General features: G+C 39.9%; 15 protein-coding genes. 6 read left to right on the forward strand and 9 right to left on the reverse strand.

Going from position 1 to position 18162, the window contains the following annotated elements:
* Positions 1 to 18: 18 nt before the first annotated feature.
* On the forward strand, positions 19 to 1233 hold the full coding sequence (pobA, locus tag WA249_RS11545) for a 4-hydroxybenzoate 3-monooxygenase (protein ID WP_336168830.1): 1215 nt from the start codon (positions 19 to 21) through the stop codon (positions 1231 to 1233).
* 283 nt (positions 1234 to 1516) lie between these two features.
* Here pobA and WA249_RS11550 read toward each other — a convergent pair whose 3' ends face one another.
* Both WA249_RS11550 and WA249_RS11555 read right to left on the reverse strand, forming a co-directional pair.
* Positions 1517 to 2767, reverse strand: coding sequence for an MFS transporter (locus WA249_RS11550; protein WP_336168832.1), 1251 nt, complete (start codon positions 2765 to 2767; stop codon positions 1517 to 1519).
* Positions 2768 to 2828: 61 nt separating this feature from the next.
* Positions 2829 to 3980, reverse strand: coding sequence for an acyl-CoA dehydrogenase family protein (locus tag WA249_RS11555; RefSeq protein ID WP_336168834.1), 1152 nt, complete (start codon positions 3978 to 3980; stop codon positions 2829 to 2831).
* A 331-nt stretch (positions 3981 to 4311) separates the two neighbouring features.
* On the opposite strand from WA249_RS11555, the gene WA249_RS11560 reads away from it, so the two are divergent.
* Positions 4312 to 5529: a CaiB/BaiF CoA transferase family protein gene (locus WA249_RS11560; RefSeq protein ID WP_336168836.1), complete on the forward strand. Its 1218-nt coding sequence runs from the start codon at positions 4312 to 4314 to the stop codon at positions 5527 to 5529.
* A 174-nt stretch (positions 5530 to 5703) separates the two neighbouring features.
* Entirely contained in the window at positions 5704 to 6549 is an 846-nt protein-coding gene (locus WA249_RS11565) for an IclR family transcriptional regulator (RefSeq protein WP_003651125.1), read from the forward strand.
* Between the two features lie 70 nt (positions 6550 to 6619).
* Here the strand turns inward: WA249_RS11565 and WA249_RS11570 are convergent, their stop codons facing one another.
* Positions 6620 to 7429, reverse strand: coding sequence for an enoyl-CoA hydratase (locus WA249_RS11570; protein WP_336168839.1), 810 nt, complete (start codon positions 7427 to 7429; stop codon positions 6620 to 6622).
* A 287-nt stretch (positions 7430 to 7716) separates the two neighbouring features.
* Here WA249_RS11570 and WA249_RS11575 point away from each other — a divergent pair, with 287 nt between their 5' ends.
* The gene (locus WA249_RS11575) at positions 7717 to 8688 is read left to right on the forward strand and encodes an NAD(P)H-dependent flavin oxidoreductase (RefSeq protein ID WP_336168840.1); all 972 of its coding nucleotides are present in this window, start codon (positions 7717 to 7719) and stop codon (positions 8686 to 8688) included.
* Positions 8689 to 8760: 72 nt separating this feature from the next.
* Here the strand turns inward: WA249_RS11575 and WA249_RS11580 are convergent, their stop codons facing one another.
* From WA249_RS11580 to WA249_RS11605, 6 genes are all read right to left on the reverse strand, one after another.
* A complete protein-coding gene (locus tag WA249_RS11580) occupies positions 8761 to 9933 on the reverse strand; it encodes an MFS transporter (protein WP_336168843.1) in 1173 nt (390 codons plus the stop codon).
* A 64-nt stretch (positions 9934 to 9997) separates the two neighbouring features.
* Positions 9998 to 10840 (reverse strand): IclR family transcriptional regulator, encoded by an 843-nt coding sequence (locus WA249_RS11585; protein ID WP_009391028.1) that lies wholly within the window; start codon positions 10838 to 10840, stop codon positions 9998 to 10000.
* Between the two features lie 111 nt (positions 10841 to 10951).
* Complete coding sequence (locus tag WA249_RS11590) at positions 10952 to 12157, reverse strand: 3-oxoadipyl-CoA thiolase (protein WP_336168845.1); 1206 nt, start codon at positions 12155 to 12157, stop codon at positions 10952 to 10954.
* Between the two features lie 14 nt (positions 12158 to 12171).
* Entirely contained in the window at positions 12172 to 13695 is a 1524-nt protein-coding gene (locus WA249_RS11595) for a 3-hydroxyacyl-CoA dehydrogenase (protein WP_336168847.1), read from the reverse strand.
* A 61-nt stretch (positions 13696 to 13756) separates the two neighbouring features.
* Complete coding sequence (locus tag WA249_RS11600) at positions 13757 to 14518, reverse strand: SDR family oxidoreductase (RefSeq protein WP_336168850.1); 762 nt, start codon at positions 14516 to 14518, stop codon at positions 13757 to 13759.
* A 29-nt stretch (positions 14519 to 14547) separates the two neighbouring features.
* Positions 14548 to 15336, reverse strand: coding sequence for an enoyl-CoA hydratase (locus WA249_RS11605; RefSeq protein WP_336168851.1), 789 nt, complete (start codon positions 15334 to 15336; stop codon positions 14548 to 14550).
* A gap of 311 nt (positions 15337 to 15647) precedes the next feature.
* Here WA249_RS11605 and WA249_RS11610 point away from each other — a divergent pair, with 311 nt between their 5' ends.
* Together WA249_RS11610 and WA249_RS11615 are read left to right on the forward strand one after the other, a co-directional pair.
* Entirely contained in the window at positions 15648 to 16802 is a 1155-nt protein-coding gene (locus WA249_RS11610) for an acyl-CoA dehydrogenase family protein (protein ID WP_336168853.1), read from the forward strand.
* A 57-nt stretch (positions 16803 to 16859) separates the two neighbouring features.
* On the forward strand, positions 16860 to 18143 hold the full coding sequence (locus WA249_RS11615; RefSeq protein WP_336168854.1) for an MFS transporter: 1284 nt from the start codon (positions 16860 to 16862) through the stop codon (positions 18141 to 18143).
* Positions 18144 to 18162 lie beyond the last annotated feature (19 nt).

Below are 18162 nucleotides of genomic sequence, written 5' to 3' on the forward strand. Positions count from 1 at the left end.
TGAAACAAGGATGAAGTTATGGATATTTTAAAGACACAGGTTGCAATTATTGGTTCTGGACCAGCAGGGTTATTGCTTGGGCAACTTTTATATAAAGCTGGTATCGACCATATTATTGTTGAGCAACGTAGTGCTGAATATGTGGCTTCACGGATTCGTGCAGGAATTTTAGAGCAAGTTTCGGTCGATTTACTGAAACAAGCAGGTGTTGACCAAAATTTAAAAGACAAAGGATTACCGCATTCAGGCATTGAAATCTTAACCAATGGTGTAAAACATCGGGTTGACTTGGCTGCACTAACGGGTGGAAAACAAGTGACCGTATATGGTCAGACCGAAGTTACCAAAGATTTAATGACTGCGCGTGAAGCAGCGCAGCTTACTTCATTTTATGAAGCTCAAAATGTACAAGTGAAAGATTTTTACACTGCACCAAAAGTTGAGTTTGATTACCAAGGTAAAGCCTTTCAAATTGAGTGTGACTTTATAGCAGGTTGTGATGGCTACCATGGTGTCTGCCGTGCCAGCGTACCTGAAGATAAAATTAAGACCTTTGAAAAAGTTTATCCTTTTGGCTGGTTAGGGGTATTGGCAGATGTTCCACCAGTAGCCGATGAACTGATTTACGTACAGTCAGAACGTGGATTTGCTTTATGCAGTATGCGTTCAGAAACGCGTAGCCGTTATTATTTACAAGTCCCTTTAACCGATCACGTAGAAGACTGGTCAGATGAAAAGTTTTGGGATGAATTAAAACTTCGCTTAGACCCTGAAAGTCGTGAAAAGCTAGTAACTGGGGCCTCTATTGAAAAAAGTATTGCGCCGTTACGTAGCTTTGTGACCGAGCCAATGCGCTTCGGCAAACTATTTCTAGCAGGTGATGCTGCGCATATTGTTCCACCAACAGGAGCAAAAGGCCTCAATCTCGCGGCTTCCGATATCGCTTATTTATCAAGCGCACTTATTCAATATTATGTAGAAGGTTCAGAACAGGGTATTGATGAATATTCTGAAAAATGCCTACAACGTGTATGGAAAGCAGAGCGTTTTTCTTGGTGGATGACTCATTTATTGCATCGCTTTGAAACTGAAAGTGAGTTTGATCATAAGATTAAACAAGCCGAACTAAGTTATGTGCTCGGGTCTATTGCAGGTAGAACAACATTGGCTGAAAACTATGTCGGTTTGCCTTATGAGATTAAGCAAATTGATAGTTTTAAGCACGCCAGTTGATTTTCTAAGTAATCAGAGAACCTGCTTTAAAGCGGGTTCTTTTATTTTAAAGCGATTAAAAATACCAAATACATCTTCATCTTTTTAAGCTTAGCTCCCTTGGGAGCTAAGCTTACCTAAAAAATTAAAATGAAGAGTAATAAACTCTACATATGTGGAAATAAGGAATAATTTTGAGTAGTAAACTCCTTATTTCCTGCTAACGATCTAAAACATCTGTTTGATCGTTAGAACCATCACCATATAGGCACATGGCCTATATGGTATTTTGTGATGGATCTCTTTACGACTTTTGTGGGTCATATAATTTTTCTTTAATGAATAGGGCAGGTATCACACCACAAATCAGGTAGGCAGCCCCCATGACCAAAAAACCTAGGCCAATAGAACCGCCCGATGCTAAAAAGCCAATCGTTGCGGGTGCCAACGCAGCGCCTAAACGTCCCACATTATAAGCACCACCAATGGCTGTACCGCGGATGGCTGTTGCAAAGCTTTCGGTCATATAGGTTGCATTTACGCCGTAAGGAATACCGTATAAGAAACCGAAGGTGACGAGTAAATATAAAATGTTGCTTGGTGAGTTATAAAAAACAATAAGCGGTAAGAAAATAGCAGTGCCGATTGCACCAAAGGCATAGGTAAAACGACGTCCTAGTTTGTCTGCCATCATGCCGGCAAGAACTTTACCTAAAATCATCGCGGTATATGTACCCACCATATAGGCAGTCATTTCTTTAAACTTCATACCCAATTCACTTTCTAGATATGATGGCATCCAGTTATTTACGCCATAGTAGCCAAACTGTAAGAAGCCCGCTGTTAACGCCCATAAGATAAACATATTTCGGTTTCGTTTATCTTGAAAAATAAGCTTAAATGCTGATGTTTTTTCATTATTTTGCGTAAGGCTAGTTTGCTGTAGTCGAGCCTGTTGCCATGCTTGTGGTTCTGGTACAAAAATATGCATTAAAATAGCAATAATGACCGGAATAATCGCAACATAAAACAGCACACGCCAGCCATGATCTGGAATAATCCAGCCTGCAAGCAAAGTCGCAACAATATAGCCAACGGTCCAGCCAGCTTGTAGCGTGCCTAGTACAGTTGTGCGGAAACGTGTTGGTACATATTCGGCCATGAGGGTATTACAGGCAATATAAAGTGAACCCAAACCAAGTGATGCAAAAAATCTTAAAATACCAAATTGAAAAAAGCTCTGAGTAAAGCCTAAGCCACAGGTGAGGAGTGAGAAAATTAAAATAGAAATAACAACAATGCGGACGCGACCAAATTTATCGCACGCCCATCCCCCAAAAATTCCACCAACAGCCATTCCTGCCAATGTAAAACTGCCAAGCATACCTGCTTGTACTGAACTTAATCCAAAATCTGCCTTAATACTATTTAAGCTATAAGACAGCAGCATCAAATCTGCACCATCAACCAATAACGCTAAAAATGCAAAAATAAATGCTATTTTCCACGTATGAGGCTGTATACGAGAAAGACCTTCTTTGTAATTTGTAGCCATAATCCATTACCTACATTTGATTGAAAGCACTCCAAGTCGTTTTGAAGTGCTTTAAATTTGATTAAGAAGCCGCGCGAATCATGTTTCGGGCAATAATCATTTGTTGAATTTGAGTGGTCCCTTCATAGAGGCGGAACAAACGAACATCTCGATAAAAACGTTCAATTGCATATTCACTGATGTAACCTGCACCGCCATGAATTTGTACGCAGCGATCTGCAACTCGACCACACATTTCGGTTGCAAACATTTTTGCGCAGGAAGCTTCAGTGCTGACGTTTTGTCCTGCATCACGTAGGCGTGCAGCATCTAAAACCATGCATCTAGCTGCATAAATCTCGGCTTTGGAGTCGGCGAGCATGGCTTGAATAAGTTGGAATTCGGCAATCGGTTGCCCAAATTGCTTACGTTCGATGGCGTACTTTAAAGAATCGTCTAGCATTCGGGCTGCTGCTCCGACGCTCAAAGCCGCAATATGCAAACGACCTTTATCCAGCACTTTCATGGCGGTTTTAAAACCAACGCCTTCAACTCCACCAATGAGTGCTGAAGCAGGAATACGACAATTTTCAAAAATCACATCACAAGTGTGAGCGCCTTTTTGCCCCATTTTTTTATCGCGTTTGCCAAGAGAAATACCCGGAGTTTGGCTGTCGACAATAAAAGCAGAAATACCACCAGCACCCTTAATATCAGAACTTGTGCGTGCCATTACTGTAAATACGCCAGCGTGAGGAGCATTGGTAATAAAGCGTTTTGTGCCATTTAAAATGTAAAAGTCACCCTCTTTTACTGCACTAGTCTTTAAAGAGGCAGCATCAGAGCCTGCATCTGGTTCGGTTAAGCAAAAAGAACTGATCACTTCACCACGTGCTAAACGTGGCAAGAAAAATGATTTTTGTGCTTCAGTACCGTCAATAATCAGGCCACTTGAACCAATGCCATTATTGGTACCAATAAGAGAGCGAAAAGCAGGAGAGGTACGACCTAATTCAAAAGCCACATAGACCTCTTCTTCCATTGTCAGTCCAAGGCCTTCGTACTCTTCTGGAATGGTTAAACCAAATAAGCCGAGAGCTTTCATCTGTTCAGCGATATCTTGAGGAATTTCATCCGTTTCAGCGACTTCATTCTCATGAGGAATTAATACACCTTCAACAAATTGTCGAATCATATCAACAAGTTGATTTAAGGTTTCCTGATCTCGAATCATAGTCTCATCCTTTTACTACATGCAGAAAACATCAATGTGATGTTCGTAAAATCACCAATATTTGAAGCGATAGTAATCAATGAATGAGCGCAAAACAATATATTTTGAAAATTAATTTCGCAATGCGGTACTTTGTTATTGATTTATCTTTAGCTAATTTATTGATTTATTTAAGCTATATTTTCTTATAAAAAATCATTATTTCTAGTGGAAAATTATAGTTTGATTTTTAAAAAGACCTGTGTATATTAAAAATATATATCGCTATGCGAAATTTTAAATGGGTAAGTTTTCCTATAGGAAATAAGTCACAAAATATAGTGGGATGAAGATGGGTGCTTTAAATGGAATTCGGGTGCTTGACTTAAGTCGGGTATTGGCTGGGCCTTGGTGTGGACAGATTCTTGCCGATTTGGGTGCAGAAGTAATCAAAATTGAAAGACCGAAAGTCGGTGACGATACCCGTTCTTGGGGGCCACCTTGGATGAAAGATGACTCAGGGTTTGATACTCAAGAAGCTGCTTATTATCAATCTACTAACCGCAATAAACTGTCTGTTGCTATCGACATTGCGAGTCCTGAGGGCCAAGAATTGATTAAAGCCCTTATTCAAGACACCGATGTCGTGATTGAAAACTACAAAGCGGGTTCTTTGAAAAAATACGGTTTGGACTATGAGTCTTTATCTGCGATTAACCCTAAACTGGTGTATTGCTCAATTACAGGTTTTGGTCAAAATGGCCCAAGAGCAGAAGAGCCCGGTTATGACTTTATTATTCAAGGCATGGGCGGACTCATGTCAGTTACAGGTGAGCGTGATGATTTGCGGGGCGGCGGTCCTCAAAAAGTAGGGGTCGCATTTTCTGATTTAGCTACAGGACTTTATTCTACGATTGCCATACAGGCTGCTTTACTCAACCGCCATGTGACGGGTTTAGGACAATATATTGATATGGCCTTGCTTGATGTCCAAATTGCGACTATGGCAAATCAGGGAATGAATTATCTTTCATCAGGTAACATCCCTAAGCGTTATGGCAATGCACACGCCAATATTGTGCCTTACCAAGTATTTAAAGCTTCTGATCGTGATTTTATTATCGCGTGTGGAAATGACACTCAGTTTATTCAGCTCTGTAGAAGTATTGGTTTACCCGATTTACCAAATGATGCGCGTTTTGCCCGAAATGCAGACCGAATCAAACATCGCGATGAAATTATCGGGATTTTATCAAATCACTTTTTAACAAAAACAGCAGATGAATGGGTAGATGCAATTTATGCCGCTAAAGTTCCGGTCGGTGTGATTAATAACTTGGAACAAGCTTTTCAAGAGCCGCAAGTGATTGCTCGAGAAATGTTAGTCGAGATGAATCACCCGCAACGTGAAAAATTGAAGGTAATTGGTTCGCCAATCAAACTTTCAAGAACACCTGTTGAGTACAAAACAGCTCCTCCGTTGTTGGGGGAACATACACAGGCCGTTTTGGGCCGAGTGGTTTCTCTTGAAAAACTAGCTGAGCTTAAGAAAAAGGGCGTAATTGGGTAAGTAGCTTAAAAGTGGAAGGTTAAAATTAGAAAATAAAATATTTAGCCTTTCGCTTGAAGGGTTTAAATCAAGTTATATTTTAGATGCAGACTAGGACGTTTGCTCTTTTGCTATTTATAGAAAAAATAGATTATAATTTTCGCAGTGCGAAACAAAATATGGATTGGTATAGATATGAATGATGCAGTAGATGCAGAGCAAACAGAAAAATTATTAGCGCCTTTAAGACATGAATTATTACATCCGATTCAAGACATGCAGGATGAAAATGATCGCCAATTTATTACTGCATTAGCCCGTGGTTTAGAGCTATTACGTTGTTTTACCCCAAAACATCAGCATTTAGGAAACCAAGAACTCGCACAAATGACGGGGTTACCTAAGCCAACCATTACTCGTCTAACGCACACTTTGTCTCGTTTGGGTTATATCAAACAAGTACCAAACTCGAGCAAATTTCAACTTTCAGTTGGGGTTCTTGCTTTTGGTTACTCGATGCTTTCTAACGTGTCGATTCGTTCTATTGCTCATCCATATATGAAAAATCTGGCAGACTATGCTGGCGCTGCTGTTGCAATGGCAACACGTGATCGACTGAATATGATTTATCTTGATGTGGTACAAGGTAAAGGAAATATGACCATGCGCCGTCAGGTCGGAACCTATTTACCGATTCATTTAAGTTCGATGGGACGTGCCTGTTTAGCTGCAATGCCTGAAGATGAACGAGAGTTTCTGCTAGATGCGATTCGTAGCAAGCACAAAGAAGACTGGATCAAGATTAATCGTGATTTAGATAAAGCTTTTAAAGACTACCAAGATTTTGGATATTGTTTTTCAATTGGCGAATGGCATAAAGATGTGAATTCAGTCGCAGTTCCACTGATTCATGAACAACATGGTTTACTGGTGTTCAACTGTGGCGGTCCAAGCTTTATTATGAACCGTGAAAAACTTGAAGAAGATATTGCACCACGTCTTTTGCATATGGTGAATAACATTCGTACTGAGATTAGTTAATTGTACTGAATTAAAAAATCGAAAAGGCCAGAAAAGATATTGATTGCTGGCCTTTTTCATAAGTTATATTTCAAATGACGTGCTTATGAAAGTTCGGTTTTCTTTTTTCTTTGAAGGCACTTAGAGCTTCTTTAAATTCTTCACCTTGCAAACAATGAGAAAAAATAGTCGACTCATGATCAATACGATTTAATAGATCATCAATAGGCATATCTCTTAGTAACTTTTTGCTGAGCTGTAAAGCTTGACTTGGCTTATTTGCGAGTTTGGTTGCCGTATCTTCAACAAATTGATCAAGCTCATTTTCTTCGCATACGTTATTTACTAAACCATAATTTTTAGCTTGTTGCGCCGAAAATTTCTCGCCGAGTAAAATAATTTCAGAAGCTCGAGCGAAACCTAATAATCTCGGTAAGATGTAACTAGAACCTGCTTCAGGTACAAGTCCCAAATTCACAAAGGGAAATTGGAAAATAGAGTTTTGGCTTGCATATACAAGGTCACAGTGTAAAAGCATGGTGCTGCCAATGCCAATTGCCACACCATTTACTTTAGCAATAATCGGTTTTGGAAACGTTGCTAAGCTTTTTAAGAAAACAATCGAAGCGGGTGGTTCGGAACTGGTGGTATCTCGTTTTTCAAATGCATTTACATCATTGCCACTGGTAAATGCAGACCCTTCGCCTGTGAGTATAACAACATGAACTTCTTGATTGATTGCTGCCTCATCTAATGCCTGACTGAGTGCAGAATACATTTCATAATTAATCGCATTCTTTTTGGTGGGATTGCTCATTGTTAGTGTGAGTATATTTTTATCTAAATGTTGCTTAATTACACCTATTGTCAATTTATTTTGACTCATATCATCCTGCTGCATCATTCATTCCTTTTGTTTAACTATTTGAAAAATATTTGCTTTATTGTTGATTCAAACCAAATATTTTCAGACAGATCTGAAATTAAGACTTTAAATTAATAAGATGATCCTATCGAAAATAAATTCCGTTATCAATTAATTTGTTTTATATTGTGGTATAAAATTTTGTAATACGAAATTTTAAGCTTTGTAAGTTTAGAAATGTTTACAGGATTTATTGGTAATAAAGTATCTAGACATGCTAAGGAAATCAGAAGCTAGGTATATAAAAAGTGAGTGGAAATAATATGAAGACGAAAATTACAGAATTATTTGAAATCGAGCACCCGATTATTCAAGGTGGTATGCATTATGTCGGTTTTGCGGAGCTTGCTGCTGCGGTTTCAAATGCAGGTGGATTAGGCATTATTACTGGCCTGACTCAGCGTACACCTGAAAATCTGGCAAAAGAAATTGCGCGCTGTCGAGAAATGACTGATAAACCTTTTGGCGTGAATTTAACTTTTTTGCCTACGGTGAATACCCCTGATTATCCGGGTTTTGTAGAGGCAATTATTAAAGGTGGGGTAAAGGTTGTAGAAACAGCGGGGCGTAATCCTGAACAAGTCATGCCATATTTAAAGGCGGCTGGCATTAAAGTTATTCATAAATGTACTTCGGTTCGACATAGCTTAAAAGCACAGCAAATTGGGTGCGATGCAGTTTCTGTAGATGGATTTGAGTGTGGTGGCCACCCTGGTGAGGATGATGTGCCAAATATGATTTTATTGCCTTTAGCAGCTGATGCATTAGAAATTCCATTTGTTGCTTCAGGAGGTATGGCGGATGGACGTTCACTCGCGGCAGCTTTAGCCATGGGGGCAGATGGAATTAATATGGGCACGCGTTTTATTGCAACTCAGGAAGCTCCTGTACATGCAAATGTAAAACAGGCGATATTGAATGCAACCGAACTAGATACGCGTTTAATTATGCGGGCTTTACGAAACACCGAACGTGTCATGAATAATGCGGCCGTAGAAAAAATCGTGGCAAAAGAAAAAGCGCTTGGTGAGAGCATTAAATTTGAAGATATTATTGAAGAAGTTGCTGGCGTCTATCCAAAAGTCATGATTAATGGTGATGTCAATGCGGGCGCATGGTCATGTGGTTTGGTCGCAAGTTTGATTCATGATATTCCGACCTGTGATGAGTTGGTCAGCCGTATTGTCAAAGACGCAGAAGATATTATTCGTGGACGTTTATTAGGGCTTTTATAAAATTTAACTTTAGCTCATAACGTTTATTACGAAATTATTGAAAGTTATTCGTTTAAGATCAGCACAAGCTTGCTAGTTGTGCTGATCTTTTGCATCGGCGATACAATAATAAAGACATAAAACGGCAAAAATTAAACCTAAAATACAGACACCTGTCCAACCAAAATGTTTCCAAGCGTAGCTTCCTGCTGTTGTGCCTAAAGCACCACCCGCAAAGTAACCTGTCATATAAATCGCATTAAACCGTGAGCGTAATTCTTGATTAAGTTTAAATACAATACTTTGGTTGGTGACATGCACAGCAGAAAGAGAAGCGTAGAGAATAAGTAAGGCAATAATGTAAAAAGCGAAATGGTAGGGTAAAAGTGAAAATAATATCCAACTTAAAATTAGCCCGATGCCGCAATAAATCGAAATTTTATGGATATACCCTTGGTCAATAAATTTACCTGAAAAATTGGCAACGAACGTTCCTAAAACACCAACAAAACCGAAAAGACCAATCGTAAAGTCACTAAAAAAATAGGGTGCTGGAGCCAATAGTAATGACATGGTGGTAAAGGTTAAGCTCACGCAAGCAAATGTAAAACCACCAATATAAGTTCTGGTTCTTAAACGTCGATTTTGGATAAAAATTTGTGGAAGTGAGCGGATGGTTTTCGCATAGTTTTCAGATTTGGTGGGTGGGAACAATCCAATACTACGGTGCAAAATAATGGCGATAACCAGTAATAAAAAGCCACTGACCAGATAAATAATATTCCAAGCGAAAAGTGTAGACATCAGCCCTGAAAGAGAACGAGCGAGTAAAACACCCATCATTAGTCCGCTCAGTAAAAAGCCAACCACACGACCACTTTGTTGAATGGGAACCAGACTTGCGGCGAGAGGTAATAGAAGCTGAGCTGAACTGGAAAATAGACCGGTAATGATTGTACCTAGTAAGAGCAGATAAATATTGTGTGAAAAACCACTAATAATTAATCCACTTGCAGCCAGTAACATAAAGGTGAAGAGCAGTTTACGCTTTTCTAAAATGTCTCCTAGTGGCATTAAAAAGAGTAAGCCACAAGCATAGGTAATCTGGGCTAAAGTAGGCACCCACGCTGTAGTTGTTTCGGTTAAATTTAGGCTTACACTAATTGAGTGAATGAGTGGCTGACTAAAATAATTTCCACCTGTACAAATGCCTGCTGCAATAGCCATTAAAATAATGGTTGGGGTATAGAGTGCGTTTTTCATCATGCCTATAGTCATAATGAAAGTGGAACTTTAATCAACACAACCATGACTGTTTTAAGTATGGTTATTAGTGCGTTTCATTCAAGGCATCTTGAATATTGTGCACCATGTGGATTAAACGTGGTCCAATTTCACCTTCAAGTTTTTCGGGATTTAAATGAAAACTTGGTGCACCACAGTTAAAAACATAAAGACCATGTTTGGAGCTGACCAAAGGTACAGCCACCGAGTTCACTTCTTTATGCCACTCGCCTAAAGACAAACAATATCCATAATCTTGATAATCACGGAAAGCTCGCTCTAAAGAGCGTTTTATGGCTGGCCAGTTTTCGGGGTTCTTTTGTTTCAGTGCATCGAGTAGAAAGTTGCGTTCACGTTCAGGAGTCGCAGCCAAGCATGCTCGTCCCATAGAACTGCTATGCAGTGGTAAAGTCGAACCAATTGGACGGCGCATATTTAATGCAGTTTCAATTTGCACTACATCGATATACACCATATTTAATCGGTCACGTGTTGCCATTGCCACAGGGGCCTGAACATACTGACTCAACTCTTCCATATATTGATGAGCAATATTACGAATCGAGATGTTAGATAGTGCTGCGTATCCTAAAGATAAAACACCAATGTCTAACGTGTATTTGGTTGAGTTAGGCAATTGTTTTAAATAACCTAAAGACACAAGCGTATTGGTAATACGTGCAATGGTCGGTTTAGGTAGACCTGTCATTTTTGCTAATTCTTGATTACCAAGCACCTGATTATTTGCAGAAAAGCATCTTAAAAGTTCTAAACCGCGCGCTAAAGAAGCAATAAATTGCGGGTTATTTTCCCGATGTATATGTGAAATAGGATCTAAACGTATCTCATCAAAATTTATTGGTTTTTCAGTTTCCGTGTTTTGAGACATTCGATCCTCAAATATAATTAAAGCAAAATAGTTTTGCCATTATATTTCGCTATGCAAAATAAATCCATTCATCACTGCGCTGTTGTGATGAATGGATATCTGGATCAATGGTTATGAAACGTTTTCAATCACCATTGCAAGACCTTGACCTACACCAATACATAGGCTCACCACTGCATATTTCTTTTTACGGCGAATTAACTCACGAGCTACTGTTAAGCTAAGACGAGCGCCAGATGCACCAAGTGGATGACCAACCGCAATCGCACCACCGTTTGGATTTACGCGTGGGTCATTAAAATCAACATTTAAACCTTTTAAACAAGATAAAACCTGTGAAGCAAAAGCTTCATTAATTTCAATAATATCCATGTCGTCTAAAGTAAGCCCCGCACGCGCAACTGCTTTTTTAATGGCTTCGATCGGGCCTGCACCCATAATGCGTGGCTCAATACCCGCTGCTGCCGCTGACAAGATTTTTGCCATAGGTTTTAGGCTATATTTTTGACCTGCTGCTTCTGAACCAATCAAGAGGGCTGCTGCACCATCATTAATACCTGAGGCATTACCAGCAGTGACCACGCCACCTTCAAAGAGTGGTTTTAACTTTGTGAGTGCTTCAACAGTTGAACTTGGGCGAGGGTGTTCATCTTCTGAAACGAGTTTAGGGGGCAATTTTTTGCCTTGGAAAACCTCAATTGGCGTAATTTCATCGGCAAAGAAACCCTCTTCTTTGGCTTTTTGATATTTAGCTTGTGATTGGGCTGCAAATAAGTCAGCTTGTTCACGACTAATACCAAAATCGGCTGCAACGTTATCGCCTGTTTCAGGCATTGAATGACCGCCGTACTGAGCAATAATTTTTTTATTTGGAAAACGAGAGCCAATGGTGGTGTCATAGATTTTTGCATCACGGCTATAAGCACTTTCCGCTTTACCCATCACGAAGGGTGCACGTGACATACTTTCTACACCACCTGCAATATAGAGTTCACCTTCACCACAAGTAATGGCGCGTGCTGAGTCAATCACAGCACCTAAACCACTAGCACATAGGCGGTTTACTGTCTGGCCCGGCACAGTGACTGGTAATCCCGCAAGTAACAGCGCGTTGCGAGCTACATTACGACTGTCTTCACCTGCTTGGTTGGTGTCACCTAAAATCACATCTTCAATATCAGCACCCGGAATACCAGTTTTTTCTAGTAGTTTTTGAATGACAGTTGCGGCTAAATCATCAGGGCGAATTGAGGCAAGTTCACCTGCATGACGGCCAAATGGACTGCGTAAACCATCATAGATATATGCATTTAACATTGAGAAATTCCTTTTCAAGACTCGTGAGTAAAAGTAAGAGGTAAATCAAGTGCGACACGGCGCTGTAACCACGGGCTAGGGCGGTAACGCGGGTCATGCGTAAGCGCTGTTATACGGTTCAGAATAAGTAAGATTTTTTCACTACCGACTTGATCACCCCATTCAATTGGGCCAAATGGATAGCCTAAGCCAAGACGTACCGCGGCATTAATATCATCTACCGTGGCAACATTTTGCTGGGCAATATCACAGCCTAAATTAATCACCATTGCTAAAACGCGCTGCGCAACAAAGCCAATACTTTCAGCAATCACGCTGACCAGATTTCCATCTAGATTGAAAATAGAGTGAGCAGCCCGACGATATTCAGGTTTTGTAATAAGTGATGGCATTAAGGTTCGATGCTTTGCAATGCCATAAAGCATGTCTATAGCAACAGCCTGCTCAGGATTAACCCCTAGGCGAGTAGCCGCTTGAGTTGTGTCTTCACCATAACAAGCGAGCAAACATAAGCTATCTGTTTGTGGTTCCGGCTGAGTGTCTAAGGCAATATTTTGCTGAGTTAAATAATCTTCAAGCAGTTTTTTATCGTCTAAAAAATCTGCCGCAATCCAAACTTTTGGATATTGTGCTAAACGCTCTACAAACTGAGCAGGTTGTTCACCTGTTTTTGAACCGGTTTCATAATTATAAAAACCTTGATTAACCTTACGTCCAAGTTGCTTGGCATCTAGCATTTGCTTGGTCAGTGGGTTCGGTTTGTAGCGGGCTTCTTCATAGTATTGGTGATAAATCGATTCCATGACTGGATGAGAAACATCAAGGCCAGTTAAGTCCAATAATTCAAAAGGACCCATTCTAAAACCAACGCCGTCACGTAAAATTCGGTCAATTTCACTAATGTTACAAACGTTTTCATTTAAGATTTTGAGTGCTTCGGTTCCATAAGCCCGACCCGCATGATTAATAATAAATCCAGGGGTATCTTTTGCCACAACAGGGCGATGACCAAATGCACGAGACAGATCATTTAAGGCATCAATAATAAGTGGATCAGTTTTTAAACCACGAATCACCTCGACCACTTTCATGAGTGGAACGGGGTTAAAGAAGTGATAACCCACAACACGTTCAGGTTTTTTGCAGTTTGCCGCAATGGCTGTAATAGACAGAGAAGAGGTGTTCGAGGCTAAAATGGCATTTTCTGAAACAACGTCTTCAAGCTGCTGCATTAAGCTTTGTTTTATATCTAGACGTTCAACAATTGCTTCTACAATCAGATCGCAATTTTTTAAATCTTCAATTTGATGAGCGACAATTAAATGGTTATTTGCCGCTGTTGCTTGCTCAGACGTAATCTTATTTTTGTCGACTAACTTTTGAAATGTAGCAGCTAGTTTTTCTTTGGCCTGTTCTGCAGCACCTGCTTTGGCATCATATAAATAAGTGGTATGACCTGACTGCGCAGCAATTTGAGCAATGCCGCTGCCCATAATACCTACACCAATCACAGCCATGCTTTTAATATCATAAGTCATGTCGATCATCCTGATTATTGATCTGTATTTGAAATTAAGCGGATAAATAAGGGTTGGTGATTTAGCTTAAGCATTGTTTATCACCATCAATTGGTAAGATCTGGCCTGAAATAGAACGCCCACTATCTGAGGCTAAAAATAGGCATAAATCTGCGATATGCTTTGGATTGACAAAATATTTGAGCGACTGATTTTTAAGTGCATTTTGTGTGACTTCTTCAAGTGAGGTATGCGCTACGTCAGCACGGGCCTGTAATACATGTTGAACTCGATCACCATCTACCGCACCCGGAAGAATAGCGTTAACCCGAATGTTATCTGCACCGAGTTCCATCGAAAGTGTTTTGGTAAAACCGATCAGCCCCCATTTTGAGGTGGAATAGGCCAGTCGATATGGATAGCCTAAGCGGCCAGCAATAGACGACATATTAATAATCACGCCTTCTTCTGCTTTCTTTAAATAGGGAATAGCTAACTGAGTAATTAAAAAAGTGCTATTCAGGTTTAAATTAATGACCGTATTCCAATCTTCAAAACTTAGCTCATCTGCGGCAACCGTAGGGCCTGAAATGCCTGTGTTATTGACTAAAATATCAATACCACCAAGTTTCTGAACTACTTCACTAAACATCAGTTTAATTTGTTCATGATTAGCTAAATCACATGGGTATATGTGCAGCTTTGGATAATCTTTCTGAAACTGTTCTAGGCTTTTAGCATTAATATCACAAACGAAAACTTCATCATGATTGTTTAAAAATGCTTCGGCAATGCATCGTCCAATCCCTGAACCACCTGCACTAATCAATACTTTTCTGGTCATATTCATTCCTTTTTTATTATGGTTTTAAATTATTTACCTTGGTAAGACGGTTTACGCTTTTCAATAAAAGCTTGAACACCTTCATTTTTATCTTCGGTAGAGAACAGCAGTTGGAATGCTTTACGCTCTAGGGTTAAGCCAGCATTTAATGGAATATCTTCGCTCATCAGTGCAACTTCTTTAATTTGTTGCAGGGCAATAGGAGGCATTTTTGCTAGGCTTTGCGCCATTTGAATCGCAGTTGGAATAGTTTGGTCATCTTCTGTGACTTGTGAAACAAGACCGATGGTATAAGCTTCTTCGGCTTTCACCATGGCACCCGTCATAATCATGCGCATGGCATGGAATTTACCCACAGCACGGAATAAGCGTTGTGTACCACCAGCACCCGGCATTAACCCGACTTTAATTTCCGGTTGACCAAAGGTTGCACCTTTACCTGCAATAATAATGTCAGCGTGCATTGCAAGTTCACAGCCCCCACCCAATGCATAACCATTTACAGCAGCAATCACAGGCTTAGGGCATTGAGCAATCGCATTCCAATAACGTTCCGTATGACGCAATAACATTTCTGTTGAAGTTGCTGTTGCCATTTCTTTTAAATCGGCACCTGCTGCAAAGACTTCTTCACCACCTGTGAGCACAACTGCATTGATCTGATCGTTAAAACTTAATTCGGTAAAAGCTTGTGCTAGTTGTTTACGAACTTCTGTATTCAGTGCATTTTTTGCTTCAGGTCGATTTATTTTTACAATTGCTATTTTTTGAATAGAAAAGTCGACCTCTACGAAATTATTCCCTGTTGATATACTCATTTTTGAATTCCTTGTTTCGCACATCAAAACTATATTCCTTTTATGATGCTTATTTTGGAATTTATTTCAAGTCTTATTTAGTCTGTTCAAACGATAATGAACTACGAAATAAGCTAAGTAATTGATATTACGTAATGGTAATTTTTAAAATTTCGTTTAACGAAATTAATTTTCAAAAAAGCTTGAAATTTGTATTTTCGTTCTCGTACTATGAAACACATCCGCAGTAAACAAGATTTAAAACATGGTATCCAGACAAGCTGGAGATGGCTGATGGGTACGATGGAAATACATAAAAAGGGAGATCACAGATGATCCGTGATGAAGGGATGTTGGAGCAGTTACTTTCAACAATTCGAGATTTTGTAAAAAATGAATTGATCCCTCGTGAAAACGAAGTGGTAGAGAAAGACAAAATTCCAGATGACATTGTGCAGCAAATGCGTGAGCTTGGTTTATTCGGCCTCACAATTCCCGAAGAATATGGTGGCCTAGGCATTACCATGGAAGAAGAAGTCAGAGTTGCATTTGAACTTGGGCAAACTTCACCAGCTTTCCGTTCTTTAATTGGTACCAATAACGGTATTGGCTCAAGTGCAATTTTGATTGATGGCACAGAAGAGCAAAAGCAGAAATATTTACCGCGTTACGCAAGTGGCGAAATTATTGGTTCATTTTGTTTAACTGAGCCTGAATCTGGTTCTGATGCGGCATCTTTAAAAACCAGTGCAGTAAAAGATGGCGATTTTTATGTATTAAATGGCACCAAGCGTTTTATTACCAATGCACCTCACGCTGCAACTTTTACCGTAATGGCACGAACGAATCCTGAAATTAAAGGGTCAGGTGGTATTTCAGCTTTTTTAGTTGAGGCCAATACACCAGGTATTACATTAGGCAAAATTGACCAAAAAATGGGGCAAAAGGGTTCGCACACCTGTGATGTCATTTTTGAAAACTGCCATGTGCCTGCTTCTGCACTCATCGGTGGGGTAGAAGGTGTCGGTTTTAAAACGGCCATGAAAGTGCTTGATAAAGGGCGCTTGCATATTGGTGCATATAGCGTGGGTGTTTCTGAGCGTATGTTAAATGACGCACTTCATTATGCAATTGAACGTAAACAATTTGGTCAACCTATTGCTAACTTCCAACTTATTCAAGCGATGCTCGCCGACTCAAAAGCCGAAATTTATGCGGCTAAATGTATGGTCTTAGATGCAGCCCGTCGCCGTGACAATGGCGAAAACATTAGTACAGAAGCATCTTGCGCCAAAATGTTTGCAACCGAAATGTGTGGTCGTGTTGCTGACCGCTGTGTACAGATTCACGGTGGTGCAGGCTATATAAGTGAATATGCCATTGAGCGTTTTTATCGAGATGTCCGTTTGTTCCGTTTATATGAAGGAACCACGCAAGTTCAACAAATTATTATTGCCAAAAACATGATTAGGGAAGCTACTACCTAATAAAAAACAAATGCCATGAGGCATTGGATGCCTCATGTTCCTTCTGAGGATATGGACATGACAACAGAAACAGTTGCACAAAATACGGCTAGCAGTGAAGCTATCCAGACACCAAAAAAAATTTGGGTTACCGCATTTATATTCGCTTTTTTAACATTGTTGTGTGATGGGGCAGACTTAGGTTTTTTGGCATTAAGCCTGACCAGTCTTAAAACAGAATTTCATTTAACGGGCATACAGGCTGGAACGCTAGGCAGTTTAACACTTTTAGGTTCAGCAATTGGTGGCCTGATTGGTGGTTGGGCTTGTGACCGTTTTGGGCGGGTCCGCATTATCGTGTTCTTTATTGCTTATTCTTCAGTTTTAACCAGCGCACTGGGTTTTACTGATTCTTATATGCAATTTGCAGTTTTAAGAACTTTTGGAGCGATGGGTTTAGGTGCGCTCTATATTGCTTGTAATATTTTAATGTCAGAAATGGTGCCAACAAAACATCGCTCGACTGTTTTGGCTACTCTCATGACGGGTTATACCTTAGGTTCTTTGTTAGCAACCTTATTGGCAGGACATATTATTCCTGAACATGGCTGGCGTTTCCTGTATTGGATTGCGATTACGCCTGTGGTGTTGTCAATTTTAATGCACTTTTGTGTACCTGAACCTGAGTCTTGGAAAAAAGCACGTCAATTAAAAGCGCTAGAAGTCGCTCAAAGTAATCAACCTAAAAAACGTCAAAACCCATATCTTGAAATTTTAAGAGATAAGAAACACGGCACCATGTTTGTTCTTTGGATTATTAGTACAGGTGCGTTGCAGTTCGGTTATTACGGTGTAAGTAACTGGTTACCAGCTTATTTAGAGTCTGATCTTGGCATCAAATTTAAAGAAATGGCGATGTATATGGTCGGTACCTTCCTGATCATGATGTTTGCCAAAGTGATTGCAGGAATTGTTGCCGACAAATTAGGGCGCCGCGCTGTATTCGCTTTCGGAACCATTGGTACAGCTTTATTTATTCCAGTGATTGTCTATTTAAATACACCAACTAACATTTTATGGATGATGCTGTTCTTCGGTTTCCTTTACGGTATTCCATACGCAATTAATGCCACCTATATGACGGAAAGTTTCCCGACTTCAATTCGAGGTTCGGCAGTGGGTGGTGCTTATAACATTGGTAAAGTACTTTCTATTTTCTCTCCATTAACAATTGGTTATCTATCGCAAAACGGTTCTATTGGTTTAGGGCTTTTGGTGATGGCTGCGGCTTATTTTATCTGCGGGGTAATTCCATTGTTATTTATTAAAGACCGACTATTTAACCCGCAAAAGGCAGAGTGACAGATCAATCTGTCACCTT

Origin of the sequence: Acinetobacter sp. 161(2023) (assembly GCF_037027805.1) — a bacterium.
Taxonomy (GTDB): Bacteria; Pseudomonadota; Gammaproteobacteria; order Pseudomonadales; family Moraxellaceae; genus Acinetobacter.

Excerpts from the sequence above, each read along its gene's own strand:
- WA249_RS11570 (WP_336168839.1), bottom strand. The coding sequence starts at position 7,429 with ATGCAGCAGGATGATATGAGTCAAAATAAATTGACAATAGGTGTAATT.
- WA249_RS11550 (WP_336168832.1), bottom strand. The coding sequence starts at position 2,767 with ATGGCTACAAATTACAAAGAAGGTCTTTCTCGTATACAGCCTCATACG.
- WA249_RS11555 (WP_336168834.1), bottom strand. The coding sequence starts at position 3,980 with ATGATTCGAGATCAGGAAACCTTAAATCAACTTGTTGATATGATTCGA.
- WA249_RS11595 (WP_336168847.1), bottom strand. The coding sequence starts at position 13,695 with ATGACTTATGATATTAAAAGCATGGCTGTGATTGGTGTAGGTATTATG.
- WA249_RS11565 (WP_003651125.1), top strand. The coding sequence starts at position 5,704 with ATGAATGATGCAGTAGATGCAGAGCAAACAGAAAAATTATTAGCGCCT.
- WA249_RS11610 (WP_336168853.1), top strand. The coding sequence starts at position 15,648 with ATGATCCGTGATGAAGGGATGTTGGAGCAGTTACTTTCAACAATTCGA.
- WA249_RS11600 (WP_336168850.1), bottom strand. The coding sequence starts at position 14,518 with ATGACCAGAAAAGTATTGATTAGTGCAGGTGGTTCAGGGATTGGACGA.
- WA249_RS11580 (WP_336168843.1), bottom strand. The coding sequence starts at position 9,933 with ATGATGAAAAACGCACTCTATACCCCAACCATTATTTTAATGGCTATT.
- WA249_RS11585 (WP_009391028.1), bottom strand. The coding sequence starts at position 10,840 with ATGTCTCAAAACACGGAAACTGAAAAACCAATAAATTTTGATGAGATA.
- WA249_RS11575 (WP_336168840.1), top strand. The coding sequence starts at position 7,717 with ATGAAGACGAAAATTACAGAATTATTTGAAATCGAGCACCCGATTATT.
- WA249_RS11590 (WP_336168845.1), bottom strand. The coding sequence starts at position 12,157 with ATGTTAAATGCATATATCTATGATGGTTTACGCAGTCCATTTGGCCGT.
- pobA (WP_336168830.1), top strand. The coding sequence starts at position 19 with ATGGATATTTTAAAGACACAGGTTGCAATTATTGGTTCTGGACCAGCA.
- WA249_RS11560 (WP_336168836.1), top strand. The coding sequence starts at position 4,312 with ATGGGTGCTTTAAATGGAATTCGGGTGCTTGACTTAAGTCGGGTATTG.
- WA249_RS11615 (WP_336168854.1), top strand. The coding sequence starts at position 16,860 with ATGACAACAGAAACAGTTGCACAAAATACGGCTAGCAGTGAAGCTATC.
- WA249_RS11605 (WP_336168851.1), bottom strand. The coding sequence starts at position 15,336 with ATGAGTATATCAACAGGGAATAATTTCGTAGAGGTCGACTTTTCTATT.